Annotated in this window: 10 protein-coding genes; 4 read left to right on the top strand and 6 right to left on the bottom strand. The window is 61.4% G+C overall.

Going from position 1 to position 13,833, the window contains the following annotated elements:
- The 3 genes from H0Z09_RS13565 to glyA all read left to right on the top strand — a co-directional run bounded on the left by H0Z09_RS13565 (position 1) and on the right by glyA (position 6,073).
- Positions 1-612, top strand: a complete 612-nt coding sequence (locus H0Z09_RS13565) for a LysE family transporter (RefSeq protein ID WP_186691057.1) — start codon at positions 1-3, stop codon at positions 610-612.
- Positions 613-728: 116 nt separating this feature from the next.
- On the top strand, positions 729-4,580 hold the full coding sequence (locus H0Z09_RS13560) for a bifunctional diguanylate cyclase/phosphodiesterase (protein ID WP_186691056.1): 3,852 nt from the start codon (positions 729-731) through the stop codon (positions 4,578-4,580).
- A gap of 239 nt (positions 4,581-4,819) precedes the next feature.
- Positions 4,820-6,073, top strand: coding sequence for a serine hydroxymethyltransferase (gene glyA, locus H0Z09_RS13555; protein ID WP_076952735.1), 1,254 nt, complete (start codon positions 4,820-4,822; stop codon positions 6,071-6,073).
- Positions 6,074-6,258: 185 nt separating this feature from the next.
- On the opposite strand, the gene yjiA is transcribed toward glyA, so the two are convergent.
- The 3 genes from yjiA to H0Z09_RS13540 all read right to left on the bottom strand — a co-directional run bounded on the left by yjiA (position 6,259) and on the right by H0Z09_RS13540 (position 9,600).
- Entirely contained in the window at positions 6,259-7,218 is a 960-nt protein-coding gene (gene yjiA, locus H0Z09_RS13550; RefSeq protein WP_186691055.1) for a GTPase, read from the bottom strand.
- A gap of 102 nt (positions 7,219-7,320) precedes the next feature.
- Entirely contained in the window at positions 7,321-7,518 is a 198-nt protein-coding gene (locus H0Z09_RS13545) for a YbdD/YjiX family protein (RefSeq protein WP_033901562.1), read from the bottom strand.
- Positions 7,519-7,533: 15 nt separating this feature from the next.
- On the bottom strand, positions 7,534-9,600 hold the full coding sequence (locus tag H0Z09_RS13540) for a carbon starvation CstA family protein (RefSeq protein ID WP_076952732.1): 2,067 nt from the start codon (positions 9,598-9,600) through the stop codon (positions 7,534-7,536).
- 174 nt (positions 9,601-9,774) lie between these two features.
- Here H0Z09_RS13540 and H0Z09_RS13535 point away from each other — a divergent pair, with 174 nt between their 5' ends.
- Positions 9,775-10,143 (top strand): PilZ domain-containing protein, encoded by a 369-nt coding sequence (locus tag H0Z09_RS13535; protein ID WP_186691054.1) that lies wholly within the window; start codon positions 9,775-9,777, stop codon positions 10,141-10,143.
- A gap of 127 nt (positions 10,144-10,270) precedes the next feature.
- On the opposite strand, the gene radA is transcribed toward H0Z09_RS13535, so the two are convergent.
- Genes radA through katB form a run of 3 tightly spaced genes read right to left on the bottom strand, consistent with a single transcriptional unit; the run spans position 10,271 to position 13,810 of the window.
- The gene (radA, locus tag H0Z09_RS13530) at positions 10,271-11,638 is read right to left on the bottom strand and encodes a DNA repair protein RadA (protein ID WP_076952730.1); all 1,368 of its coding nucleotides are present in this window, start codon (positions 11,636-11,638) and stop codon (positions 10,271-10,273) included.
- A gap of 35 nt (positions 11,639-11,673) precedes the next feature.
- Positions 11,674-12,213, bottom strand: a complete 540-nt coding sequence (locus H0Z09_RS13525) for an ankyrin repeat domain-containing protein (RefSeq protein WP_186691053.1) — start codon at positions 12,211-12,213, stop codon at positions 11,674-11,676.
- Positions 12,214-12,268: 55 nt separating this feature from the next.
- On the bottom strand, positions 12,269-13,810 hold the full coding sequence (katB, locus tag H0Z09_RS13520; protein ID WP_186691052.1) for a catalase KatB: 1,542 nt from the start codon (positions 13,808-13,810) through the stop codon (positions 12,269-12,271).
- Positions 13,811-13,833 lie beyond the last annotated feature (23 nt).

Below are 13,833 nucleotides of genomic sequence, written 5' to 3'. Positions count from 1 at the left end.
ATGCTCGGCGTCCTGTCCGCACTCGGTTTGCTGCTATTAATGCCGGGCCCCACCAACACGTTGCTGTTGCGCTCGGGGATACTCAAGGGGTTCAGGCGTGCCTGGCCGCTGAGCCTGCTGGAGTGCCTGGCCTACCTGGCGCAAATCTCCTTTTGGGGCTACTTGTTCAGCCATCTCGGCGACCGTGCGCCCTGGGGGCTGAAAGTGGTGCAGTTCGCCTCGATCTGTTATTTGATCAGGACTTCATACCTGCTGTGGCGCAATCCCGACGAGACACTTAAGTCCCCGCCTGAAGCACGGGTGTCCAACCTGCAGTTTTTCATGCTGACGCTGATCAACCCCAAGGGGTTGCTGATCGTTTCGTTTATTGTGCCGATCCAGACGTTTACCGATGTGTCCTTGTACATGCAGTTCGTCGCCCAGTTCACGCTGGTGGTGATACCGGTGGGGTGTGCGTGGGTGCTGTTTGGCGCCCGCATCAAGCGGGGCGGCTACGCCTGGTTGACGCCGCACACCATCAACCGCACGGCTTCTGTGGTTATCAGCCTGTTCACCCTTGCGATCCTGGGCCGGCTGGCGGACAGCCTGATCCACACCAGCGGCACACTGTAGTAGCCGCCAGGCGGGGCTGGCACTTTGCCACAAGTCAAGGCATGCTAGCCGCCCTCCGGGCGTCCGGCTTATAGTGCACGTCGCGCGCCAGTCCAGCCAAACCGCAGGATCACAGCTTGTCCAAAGTCACGCCGCCAACTCCCCTGCGCGCCGCTCATATAGCGCCGGGAGCGCCCCTGCACGGCACCCTCAAGGGCGCGTTGGCGACGCTTGTCCTCATGCTGCTCGCGCTTTTGTTCTGGCAGTTGCTGGATCAACTGCAGCAAAACCAGAAGGACCAGCAGCAATACACCATCGACTACAGCGCCGACCTGGCTGAACAGATCAGCCTGAACATGGCCCTCAGCGCCAAAATCGCCCTGAACCTGCTGCCGATGGTCGAACCGCCCCGCGACAGCGAACAGCAAGTGGCCTTGATGCGCATGCTGCAGCGCTCGCTGCCGGAGCTGCGCAGCGTCGCCCTGCTCGCCCCCAGCGGCGCGATGATCAGTGACAGCGCCACTGACAGCCAGGATGGCGCCTGGCTCGAAGAGCTGGTCCAGCGCAGCCACTCCCAATCCTATTACCTGAGCAACAGCAACGACGGCACCGTTATCTATCTGCTGCTGCACCAGCCCAGCGGCGGCTCGAGGATGTATTGGGCACTGCGCCTGACACCCGACTACCTGGCCAGCCTGACGCGCCAGGACAGCCAGGGCCAACGCCCGACGTGGGTCATCGAGAATCGCGTTAACCACCGCGTCGTCAGCCGTGACAGCGGCATGCCAGCGCAATGGGCCGGCGCGCTGACGCCGGACGAAATGAACAAAAGCGTACTGGTCACGCCCCTGAGCAAAAGCGACTGGCAATTGCGCGGGCTGTTCGACCGCACCGCCGTGCTGGAACAACTGCTGCCGGCGTTTATCGGCAAATGCCTGCTGGGCCTGGCGTTCTCGCTGATCCCTGTGATCGTGTTGCTGAACATGCGCCGCCGTCAGCGCCAGGTCAATGAGGGCCGGCGGCGCTACCAGGACATTTTCGAAGGCACCGGCGTGGCCCTGTGCGTGCTTGACCTGTCTGGCCTCAACGCCTTTTTCGACAAGACCTCGTTGCAGACCCGCGAACAATTGCATGCCTGGCTGCAGGACAACCCCGACGAGCGCAAGCGACTGCTCAAGGAGCTGCGCGTCACCGAGGTCAACCAGGTGGCGGTGCGCCTGTTGAATGTGAGTTCCTGCGAAGAAGCCTGGGACCGCCTGATCGATGACTGCCCGCACAACGCCACCGCGATCGGTTACTCGATACTCGAAGCCTTCCTGGCCCGCCAGAACCAGTTGGAGCTTGAGATCCAGCTCAAGGACGTGGCCGGCAACGACCAATACCTGTGGCTGGTCATGCGCCTGCCGGAGCAGCAGGACGATTTCAAGGCAGTGATCCTCAGCATCAGCGATATCACCAGCCGCAAGCTGATCGAGCTGTCGCTGGTGGAGCGTGAGGGGTTCTGGTCGGACGTGGTCCGCACTGTGCCAGACCACCTGTATGTGCAGGACGTCATCAGCCAGCGCATGATCTTCAGCAACCACCATTTGGGGCATACCCTCGGTTACAACAAAGCCGAACTGCAGCAAATGGGCGAGTACTTCTGGGAAATCCTGCTGCACCCCGAAGACGCCGAGCATTATCACGACTTGCGCCAGCAACAGCGCCAGATCGGCTACACCACCCAATTGCAGTGCCAGTTGCGCTTCCGCCATCGCAATAACCAGTGGCGCCGCTTCGACATTCGCGAACAAGCCCTGGCGCGCGACAAGACGGCGCAGATCACCCGCATTATCGGCGTGGCCAAGGACATCACCGACCAGATCGAAGCCAGCGAATCCTTGCGCGACAGTGAAAAGCGCTACCGCATGCTGGCCGAAAGCATCAGCGACGTGATCTGCTCCACCGACAGCCAACTGGCCCTCAACTACATCAGCCCTTCGGTCAATGCGGTGCTGGGCTATGACGTGGACTGGGTGTTCAAGCACGGCTGGCAGTCGATCATCGCCAATCCAAAGCAACTGAACGGCATTTATAGCCTGATGGAACAGGTCAGCCGCGCGCTGGGCAATCTCGAGGCGCTGAACACGCTGCGTGATGACATTCAAACCCAACTATTCCTGTTCGACTGCCTGCGCGCCGACGGGCGCAAGGTGCCAATCGAGCTGCGCCTGGTGCTGGTGTGGGATGAGCACGGCGCTTTCGAGGGCATCCTTGGCGTGGGTCGCGACATCAGCCAGCAACGCCGCGCCGAAAAAGACCTGCGCATGGCGGCCACGGTATTCGAACATTCCACCTCGGCGATCCTGATCACCGACCCGGCGGGCTACATCGTGCAGGCCAACGAGGCGTTCAGCCGGGTCAGCGGCTACGCGGTGAGCGATGTACTCGACCAGTTGCCGAACCTGCTCACCGTCGACGAACAGCAGGAAGCGCACCTGCGCTACGTGCTCAAGCAATTGCACCAGCACAGCACCTGGGAAGGCGAAGTGTGGCTCAAGCGCCGCAACGGCGAGCATTACCCGGCGTGGGTCGGCATTACCGCCGTGTTCGACGATGAAGGCGACCTGGCCAGCTACGTGTGTTTCTTCAGTGATATCAGCGAGCGCAAAGCCAGCGAACAGCGCATCCATCGCCTGGCCTATTACGACGCCCTGACCCACCTGCCCAACCGCACGCTGTTCCAGGACCGCCTGCACACCGCGTTGCAGGCGGCCGAGCGGCAGAAGTCGTGGGTGGTGCTGATGTTCCTCGACCTCGACCGTTTCAAACCGATCAACGACTCCCTGGGCCACGCCGCCGGCGACCGCATGCTCAAGGAAATGGCCACGCGCCTGCTGGGCTGCGTGGCCGAAGACGACACCGTGGCGCGCATGGGCGGCGACGAGTTCACCTTGCTGCTGCAACCACGGGTCAACCGTGAACTGGCGTTGAACCGCGCGATTCATGTGGCCGAGCAGATCCTCGCAAGCCTCGTGAAGCCCTTTGTACTGGAAGGCCGCGAGTTCTTCGTGACCGCCAGCATCGGCATCGCCCTCAGCCCCCAGGACGGCAATGAGCTGAGCCAGTTGATGAAAAACGCCGACACGGCGATGTATCACGCCAAGGAACGCGGCAAGAACAACTTCCAGTTCTACCAGGCCGACATGAACGCCAGCGCGCTGGAACGCCTGGAGCTGGAAAGCGACTTGCGCCACGCCCTGGAACAGAACGAATTCGTGCTCTATTACCAGCCACAGTTCAGCGGCGACGGCAAGCGCCTGACCGGCGCCGAAGCCCTGCTCCGCTGGCGCCATCCGCGCCGCGGGCTGGTGCCGCCGGGCGACTTCATCCCGGTGCTGGAAGAGTTGGGCCTGGTGGTCGATGTCGGCGACTGGGTCATCAGCGAAGCCTGCCGCCAGCTCAAGAGCTGGCACCAGAACAAGGTGCGCGTGCCGAAAGTGTCTGTGAACATCTCGGCGCGGCAGTTCTCCGACGGCCAGCTCGGCACGCGCATCGCCACCATTCTCAAGGACACCGGCCTGTCGCCGGCGTGCCTGGAGCTGGAGCTGACCGAAAGTATCCTGATGCGCGAAGTCAACGAGGCCATGCAGATCCTCGACAGCCTGAAGAACCTGGGCCTGAGCATTGCGGTGGACGACTTCGGCACCGGTTACTCGTCGCTCAACTACCTCAAGCAATTCCCTATCGATGTGCTGAAGATCGACCGCACCTTCGTCGATGGCCTGCCGTCCGGCGAGCAGGATGCACAGATCGCCCGCGCCATTATCGCCATGGCCCACAGCCTGAATCTGGCGGTGATCGCAGAGGGCGTGGAGACCCATGAGCAGTTGGACTTCCTGCGCGAACATGGCTGCGATGAGGTGCAGGGTTATCTGTTCGGGCGGCCGATGCCGGCGAATCGGTTTGCGGCGCAGTTCAGCAATGATGCGCTGTTCATGTTCGACTGAACCTTTTCAGTGCGGCTGATGGCCCCTTCGCGAGCAAGCCCGCTCCCACATTCGACCGCATTTCAAGGATGGAACTCGGTCAAGTGTGGGAGCGGGCTTGCTCGCGAATAGGCCCTCACTGGCACCACTCATCCCAAGTGAACCCCACTTGTCCGCGACATGATGTCCTTTCATATGCCATCTAAAACCCATTGGGTTAGAATGCCCTCCTTTTCTGCCCCCGATCCTTGAGGACCGCCATGTTCAGCCGTGATTTGACTATTGCCAAGTACGACGCCGATCTCTTTGCCGCCATGGAGCAAGAAGCCGTGCGCCAGGAAGAGCACATCGAGCTGATCGCTTCGGAAAACTACACCAGCCCTGCGGTGATGGAGGCTCAAGGTTCGGTGCTGACCAACAAGTACGCCGAAGGCTACCCAGGCAAGCGCTACTACGGCGGTTGCGAGTACGTTGACGTGGTTGAGCAGCTTGCCATCGACCGTGCCAAGGAACTGTTCGGCGCCGATTACGCCAACGTCCAGCCCCACGCCGGTTCCCAAGCCAACAGCGCCGTGTACCTGGCCCTGCTGCAAGGCGGCGATACCATCCTGGGCATGAGCCTGGCCCACGGCGGTCACCTGACCCACGGCGCCAGCGTTTCCTCCTCCGGCAAGCTGTACAACGCCGTTCAATACGGTATCGATGCCAACGGCCTGATCGACTACGACGAAGTCGAGCGCCTGGCGGTCGAGCACAAGCCAAAAATGATCGTGGCCGGTTTCTCTGCCTACTCGCAGATCCTGGACTTCCCACGCTTCCGCGAAATCGCTGACAAGGTTGGCGCCTACCTGTTCGTCGACATGGCCCACGTGGCCGGCCTGGTCGCTGCTGGCGTCTACCCGAACCCGGTGCCTTACGCTGACGTGGTCACCACCACCACCCACAAGACCCTGCGCGGTCCACGTGGCGGCCTGATCCTGGCGCGCGCCAATGCCGAGATCGAGAAGAAGCTGAACTCCGCGGTATTCCCGGGCGCCCAGGGTGGCCCGCTGGAGCACGTGATCGCCGCCAAGGCGATCTGCTTCAAGGAAGCGTTGCAGCCTGAGTTCAAGACCTACCAGCAACAAGTGGTCAAGAACGCCAAGGCCATGGCTGGCGTGTTCATCGAGCGCGGCTTTGACGTGGTTTCCGGCGGTACTGAGAACCACCTGTTCCTGCTGTCGCTGATCAAGCAGGACATTTCCGGTAAGGATGCTGACGCTGCCCTGGGCAAAGCCTTCATCACCGTGAACAAAAACTCCGTGCCGAACGACCCACGTTCGCCGTTCGTCACCTCCGGCCTGCGCTTCGGTACCCCGGCGGTGACCACTCGCGGCTTCAAGGAAGCAGAGTGCAAGGAACTGGCCGGCTGGATCTGCGACATCCTGGCGGACCTTTCCAACGAAGCCGTGATCGATGCGGTGCGTGAGAAGGTCAAGGCCATCTGCAAGAAGCTGCCAGTGTACGGCGCTTGATAGCGGTTGCTTGAACAAAAAGCCCGGCTGAAGAGCCGGGCTTTTTTATGCCAATTTCAACTTGAAACAGGGTCAACTGTGGGAGCTGGCTTGCCTGCGATAGCGGTGGTCCAGCCATTGATGGGATAACTGACAGACCGCCATCGCAGGCAAGCCAGCTCCCACAGTTTTGACCGTGTTTCAAGTCAGGGTTGGTAGACCTTGGCAAAGCCTTCGCGAATCTTGTCTTCCGGCAGCTCATCGGCAATAAACACAATCACACTCTCCCGCGCCTCACCCTCCTCCCACTCGGTATCCCAATCGAACCCGTAAAGCTTCAGCACACCCTGGAACACCATGCGCCGCTCTTCCCCGGCGATGTTCAGCACGCCTTTGTAGCGCAGCAGTTGCTTGCCGTGGTCTTCCAGCAGCTCGTTCATGAACGCGCTGAGCCGGTCGATGTCCAGCGGCTGGTCGGTGCGCAGTACCAGGCTTGAGATGCGGTCAATGGACGGCGCGGCGCTCACCGGGCGCAGGCTCATGCCGGCGTTGAGATTGAAGCCGCGCACATCGAGCAGTTCGGCCAGGTCGATGGCGCCATGGTCCACCACGCGGATCGGCGCGCGACGGTTGATGCGGGTCAGGCGTTCGCTGAGGGCATCAAAGGTGGCGTCATCCACCAGGTCGCGCTTGCTGACCAGCAGGCGGTCGGCAAAACCGATCTGGGCCTGGGCGATGGTCTGGGTCAGGTGATGCTCGGCGTGGGCGGCGTCTACCAGGGTAATGATGCCGTCGAGGATGTAGCGCTCGCGCAGTTCCTCGTCGATGAAAAAGGTCTGGGCGACCGGGGCCGGATCGGCCAGGCCGGTGCACTCGATCACCAGGCGGTCAAAGGCGATCTCACCGCTGTCCAGGCGCTCGAGCAACAGGTACAGGGCTTTGGTCAGGTCGGTGTGGATGGTGCAGCACACGCAGCCATTGGACAGGGTCATGACTTGCACCGGCTCCGCGCCCAACAACTGGGTGTCGATACCGGCGTCACTGAATTCATTTTCGATCACGGCAATCTTCAGGCCGTGCTCGGCCTTGAGCAGATGGCGCAGCAAGGTGGTCTTGCCGGCACCGAGGAAGCCGCTGAGGACGGTGACGGGGATGGGAGAGGACAAAGACAGTTCTCCTTATAACTGAAGGAACACAAAACAAATGTGGGAGCCAGCTCCCACACAAGCCGGCTCCCACAGGGGATCACCGCAACCCTAACTACCGGGTCAGCAGCACTTGGGTCCACCCTTGCCTCCGTAACGGGCCTCCTGGCGTTCGCGGAAGAACGCCTTGTAGTCCATCATCGGTTTGTCCGGGTGCTTGGTTTGCATATGCTCGACGTACGTATCGTAGTCGGGCATGCCGACCATCAGGCGCGCGGCCTGACCGAGGTATTTACCGAGGCGATTGATGTCATTGAACATGGTTGCAATCCTCGATCACGCGTCCGGTACGGCCTGGAACGGGGCTTCTTTATCCGTACGTTCCTTGTTGCCCCAGGCGGCTACGCCGACCTTGAGCGCAAAGAACAGGATGCTGAATACCACGAACAGGAACAGCGCCGTCAGCGTTGCGTTGGTGTAGGCGTTCCAGATCACGTGCTGCATCTGGTCGATGTTCTTGGCCGGGGCGAGGATCTGGCCGTTGGCAAGGGCATCGCTGTATTTCTTGGCCAGCGACAGGAAGCCGATCGCCGGGTTGGCGTCGAACAGCTTGATGAAGCCCGCCGTAGTGGTGCAGATCAGCAGCCAGACCGCCGGCAGCAGGGTCACCCAGATGTAGCGTTGACGCTTCATCTTGATCAGCACAACGGTGGCCAGCATCAGCGCGATACCCGCCAGCATCTGGTTGGAGATACCGAACAGCGGCCACAAGGTGTTGATGCCGCCCAGTGGATCGATCACGCCCTGGTACAGCAGGTAACCCCACATGGCCACACAACCGGCGGTCGCGATCAGGTTGGCGGTCCAGGACTCGGTGCGTTTGAGCGCCGGGACGAAGGAGCCGAGCAAGTCCTGCAGCATGAAACGACCGGCACGGGTACCGGCGTCGACGGCCGTCAGAATGAACAGCGCTTCGAACAGGATCGCAAAGTGGTACCAGAACGCCATGGTATTTTCACCCGGCAGCACACTGTGCAGGATCTGCGCGATACCCACTGCCAGCGTCGGTGCACCACCGGCACGCGCCAGGATGGTGGTTTCACCGATGTCATGGGCAACGGCCGACAGCGCCTCAGGCGTAATCGCAAAGCCCCAGCTGCTGACGGTTTGCGCAACAGTGACCACATCGGTGCCGACAATGGCAGCCGGGCTGTTCATGGCGAAGTACACGCCAGGCTCGATCACCGAAGCGGCAACCATGGCCATGATGGCCACGAACGACTCCATCAACATGCCGCCATAGCCGATATAACGGGCATGGCTCTCACTGGCCAGCAACTTGGGCGTGGTGCCCGAAGAGATCAACGCGTGGAAACCCGAGACCGCGCCACAGGCGATGGTGATGAACAGGAACGGGAACAGGCCGCCCTTCCACACCGGGCCGGTGCCGTCGATGAACTGGGTCAGTGCCGGCATTTTCAGGTCTGGCATGGTCACCAGAATGCCGATCGCCAGGGCGATGATGGTGCCGATTTTCAGGAAGGTCGACAGGTAGTCGCGTGGGGCCAGGATCAGCCAAACCGGCAGTACCGCTGCGACGAAACCGTAGCCGATCAGCATCCAGGTGATCTGGATACCGGTAAAGGTGAAGGCCTTGGCCCACACCGGATCAGCGGCAATTTGCCCGCCCAGCCAGATCGAACCCAGCAGCAACAGCACGCCGATGATCGAGATTTCACCGATGCGACCCGGGCGGATGTAGCGCATGTAGATGCCCATGAACATCGCGATCGGGATGGTCGCCATCACCGTGAAGATGCCCCACGGGCTCTCGGCCAGGGCCTTGACCACGATCAGCGCCAGCACCGCAAGGATGATGATCATGATCAGGAAGCAGCCGAACAGCGCGATGGTCCCGGGAATGCGGCCCATCTCTTCGCGAACCATGTCCCCCAGGGAACGGCCGTTACGACGCGTGGACAGGAACAGGATCATGAAGTCCTGCACCGCACCGGCCAGCACCACGCCGGCAATCAGCCAGAGCGTGCCGGGCAGATAACCCATTTGCGCCGCCAGCACCGGGCCGACCAGCGGGCCTGCACCGGCAATCGCCGCAAAGTGGTGACCAAACAGGATGTGTTTGTTGGTCGGCACATAGTCCAAACCATCGTTGTTGAGCACTGCGGGGGTGGCCCGCCGTGGGTCGAGTTGCATCACATTGTTAGCGATGAACAGACTGTAGTAACGGTAAGCAACCAGATAAATGGCCACCGCGGCAACCACAATCCACAAGGCGTTGATCGCCTCGCCGCGGCGCAAGGCCACTACGCCCAGGGCGCACGCTCCTACGATTGCCAGCACCAGCCAGGGTAAGTGGCGTAGCAGGCTATTATTATTTTTCATTTTTATATTCCAGCCAGGGTGGACAGAAAGGACAGCCAACCGGAGTTTAGCGCTACTGGCCTTAAAGGCCACCCCCCTACGTTGGTCTAGAGCCTTGCCAAGGCAAAAAAAGCAGAAAAACCGGGCCAATGATGGCGCAGGGCTACACTCCTTCTATCCACAGAGGGTTTAACCATGACCGAGCCACCGTCTGATCGCCGCTGTTTCCGCCGGATCGCGATTGATGCAGCCACCGAACTGCGGCAAAACGGCCACGACTGGCCGGTGGAATTGCTGGATTTGTCGCTCAAGGGCCTGGCGATAAAGCGGCCCGACACTTGGAAAGGCAATAAGGCGCTGCCGTTCGACGTCGACATTCGCCTGGATCCGAAGGCCCATATAAAGATGCAGGTCAAGCTGACCCACGATGACCACGGCCAATTAGGCTTTGTGTGCAAGGAAATCGACCTGGACTCGATCAGCCATCTGCGGCGGCTGATCGAGTTGAATCTGGGTGATCAGGAAGAACTGGAACGGGAGTTGGGCACCTTGCTGCAGCTATAACAGCCAACACAATTCAAATGTGTGCGGGCTTGCTCGCGAAAGCGGTGTGTCAGCGATGAATTTATCGACTGACACCCTGCCTTCGCGAGCAAGCCCGCTCCCACATGGGGGTCGCGGTGTTACTGAATTATTCGAACAAAGCATCCAACGCCTGTTCGAGACGTGTCACACCTATCACTTGCAACCCCGCAGGCATTTCCTTCGGCGCGTTGCCCTTGGGCACAATCGCGCGTTTGAAGCCGTGCTTGGCGGCTTCCTTGAGGCGTTCCTGGCCGCTGGGCACCGGGCGGACTTCGCCGGACAGGCCGACTTCGCCAAACACCAGCAGGTCGTGGGGCAACGGTTTGTTGCGCAGGCTCGACATCACCGCCGCCATCAATGCCAGATCGGACGCTGTCTCCAACACCTTGACCCCGCCGACCACGTTCAAGAACACGTCCTGGTCGTGGGTCGGAATGCCACCGTGACGGTGCAATACCGCCAGCAGCATCGCCAGACGGTTCTGATCCAGTCCCAAGGTGACGCGCCGTGGGTTGGCCAAATGGCTGTCATCCACCAACGCCTGCACTTCGACCAGCATCGGCCGGGTGCCTTCCCACGTTGCCATCACCACGCTGCCTGGGACTTCTTCCTGGGCGCGGGTCAGAAAGATCGCCGAGGGGTTGGAGACTTCTTTCAGCCCCCGGTCAGTCATGGCGAATACGCCCAACTCGTTCACCGCGCCGAAGCGGTTCTTCACCGCCCGCAGTAAGCGCAGACGACCGTCGGACTCGCCTTCGAAATACAACACGGTGTCGACCATATGCTCCAGCACCCGTGGCCCGGCCAGCGCGCCCTCTTTGGTCACGTGGCCGACCAGGAAGATCGCCGTGCCGCTCTGCTTGGCATAACGCACCAGCAGCGCCGCGCTTTCGCGCACCTGGGACACGCCGCCCGGCGCCGATTGCAGTTGCTCGGTGAAGATGGTCTGGATCGAGTCGATCACCATCACCTTGGGCTTTTCGATGCGCGCGGTGGCGATGATGCTTTCGATGCAGGTTTCGGTCATCACCCGCAGTTGGTCCTGGGGCAAGCCCAGGCGGCGCGCGCGCATGGCCACTTGTTGCTGGGATTCTTCGCCGGTGACGTACAGCGCCGGCATGCGGCTGGCGATGCTGCACAGGGTTTGCAGCAGGATCGTCGACTTGCCGATACCGGGGTCGCCGCCGATCAGCACCACCGAACCGTCCACCAGGCCGCCGCCGAGGACGCGGTCCAGCTCGCCGGACGCGGTGGAAAAGCGCGGGATCTCTTCGACGCTGACTTCGGCCAGGGTCTTGATCTGTGCCTGTTGCCCGGTCCAGCCGGCTCGACCGGTCGGCGCCGCCGCGCCGCCGCTTTCGATCATGGTCTCGGTCAGGGTGTTCCAGGCGCCACACTCGGTGCATTGGCCGGCCCACTTGGGAAAGGTCGCGCCGCACTCCGTGCAGCCGTACATGCGCTTGGCCTTGGCCATTTGAGAACCTCCAACCGAAAAACCGCGATGATAGCTCAGCGCGGCGCCGGGGTCCGGATTTCACCGCTGGCCAATCGTGAAGCACTGTTGCCGACCGGGTCCTCGGCGTTGAGGTCGGCGCCCTTGGCTTTGAGTTCGTCCAGCAGCTCGACACGCTTGAACAGCCCGGCGTACATGGCGGCGGTCTGCCCGGCGCCGTTACGTTGGTCGGGGTTGCAGTCGGTGGCCAGCAGGCGCTGGGCGATTTTCAACTCGCCCTTGAAAATCGCCCCCATCAGCGCGGTATTGCCGCGTTTGTCCTGCACGCAGGCGTCGGCACCAGCCTTGAGCAAACGCTCCACAAACGGGCCCTGGCCGTGATAGGCGGCGAGGATCAGCGCCGTGTAGCCCTTGTCGTCCTGGCTGTTGAGGCTGTAGCCGGACTCGATAAAGGTGTTGAGCATGTCGACATCGCCACGGCGGGCGGCGTCGAAGTAATAATCTTGAAGCTGAGCCTTGAGCGCGACCGGGTCGGAGGGCTCGGCATGAGCGACAAAGGCCAGCATGGCCATCAGCAAACCGATAGAAATACGCATGGGTTTCTCCTGCCAGGGGTCGACGCCCTTGCGGGCGCCGACCGGAACCAACGGATCAGTCAGTCAGTTTGTCCGCCAGCGCTTTCACGCGAGCCAGGTCGCCCTTGGCAACCTTGGCCACGCCGGTGCCGTACTCCGGGTCGGCCTTGTAGAGGAACGACAGGATGATGTGCTTGCTCTCCTCGTCAGTGGTCGCCAAGGAGCCGCCGAAGTTTTCGATCAAGTCCTGACGCTCTTTCTGACTGTAGGAGCGATACAAATCGCCAGCCTGCTTGAAGTTCTGCTCACGCTGGATCTTCGCCTGCTGGGTGCTGCCCGACAGGGCCGACTGGCTATAACGCGCGGCCTGCGGTTCTTCGCGTGGTTCCAGGCGGCTTGGCTGGTAATTCACGCCGCTCGTGGTTTTGCCCATGTTGAGCGCGCCGTCCTGGTTACCGTTGTTGACCGTCACCCGTGGCGCGTTGATCGGCAGCTGCAGGGCATTGGCGCCCAGGCGGTACATCTGGGTGTCGGCGTAAGAGAACACTCGGCCTTGCAGCAGGCGGTCCTCCGACGGCTCGATACCCGGCACCAGGTTGGCCGGGGCCATGGCCACTTGCTCGGTCTCCTGGAAGACGTTGGCCGGGTTGCGGTTCAGCACCATTTGTCCGACTTTACGCTCGGGCACACCCGGCCAGATCTTGGTGGCGTCCAGCGGGTCGAAATCGAACTTGGCCAGGTCCTCCGGCTTGAGCACCTGCACATACAGGTCCCACTTGGGGAAGTCGCCCTTGTTGATATGGGTGACCAGGTCGTTGGTCATGTGGCTGTAGTCACGACCCTGCACTTCGGTGACCTGCTTGGGATCCAGGTTCTTGATGCCTTGCAGGCTCTTCCAGTGGAATTTGACGTAGTGCACTTCACCCTTGGCGTTGATCAACTTGTAGGCGTGCACACCGTTGCCGTCCATTTCGCGGTAGCTGGCCGGGGTGCCCGAGTCGGAGTACAGCTCGGTCAGGGTGCGAGTGGATTCGGGCACGTGAGAGAAGAAGTCGAAGCGACGGGAATCGTCGTCCAGGTTGGTACGCGGATCTGGCTTGAACGCGTGGACCATGTCCGGGAACTTGATGGCATCGCGGATAAAGAACGTCGGGAAGTTGTTGCCGACCAGGTCCCAGTTACCGTCAGCGGTGTAGAACTTGGTGGCGAAACCGCGCGGGTCACGCAGGGTTTCCGGGGAATGGTTGCCGTGGACCACGGCGGAAAAGCGCACGAACACCGGCGTGGCTTCGCCGGCGGCGAACACTTTTGCCTTGGTCAGGTCGCTGAGGCTGTCCGTGACCGTGAAGGTGCCGTGGGCCCCGGTGCCACGGGCGTGAACCACACGCTCAGGGATGCGTTCGCGGTCAAAGCGTTGCAACTTCTGGATCAGTTGCACGTCCTGCAGCAATACCGGGCCGTTGGGGCCGGCGGTTTGCGAGTTCTGGTTGTCGCCCACGGCGGCGCCGTTATCGCGCGTCAGGTTGGCGGCTTGCACAGAAAGGGAAAGCAGGCTGGCGGTCACCAGTACCAGCACGGATCGCGCTGCGACAGGCCCGCGGCTCTTTGGATTTTTCATCGAGGTTTCCTCTGGTTTTTTTA

It is taken from the genome of Pseudomonas sp. SWRI18 (assembly GCF_014268345.1).
GTDB lineage: Bacteria > Pseudomonadota > Gammaproteobacteria > Pseudomonadales > Pseudomonadaceae > Aquipseudomonas > Aquipseudomonas cedrina.
This window is presented reverse-complemented; position numbering and strand designations above follow the sequence as displayed.

Excerpts from the sequence above, each read along its gene's own strand:
- H0Z09_RS13565 (WP_186691057.1), top strand. The coding sequence starts at position 1 with ATGCTCGGCGTCCTGTCCGCACTCGGTTTGCTGCTATTAATGCCGGGC.
- glyA (WP_076952735.1), top strand. The coding sequence starts at position 4,820 with ATGTTCAGCCGTGATTTGACTATTGCCAAGTACGACGCCGATCTCTTT.
- H0Z09_RS13545 (WP_033901562.1), bottom strand. The coding sequence starts at position 7,518 with ATGTTCAATGACATCAATCGCCTCGGTAAATACCTCGGTCAGGCCGCG.
- H0Z09_RS13540 (WP_076952732.1), bottom strand. The coding sequence starts at position 9,600 with ATGAAAAATAATAATAGCCTGCTACGCCACTTACCCTGGCTGGTGCTG.
- H0Z09_RS13535 (WP_186691054.1), top strand. The coding sequence starts at position 9,775 with ATGACCGAGCCACCGTCTGATCGCCGCTGTTTCCGCCGGATCGCGATT.
- radA (WP_076952730.1), bottom strand. The coding sequence starts at position 11,638 with ATGGCCAAGGCCAAGCGCATGTACGGCTGCACGGAGTGCGGCGCGACC.
- H0Z09_RS13525 (WP_186691053.1), bottom strand. The coding sequence starts at position 12,213 with ATGCGTATTTCTATCGGTTTGCTGATGGCCATGCTGGCCTTTGTCGCT.
- katB (WP_186691052.1), bottom strand. The coding sequence starts at position 13,810 with ATGAAAAATCCAAAGAGCCGCGGGCCTGTCGCAGCGCGATCCGTGCTG.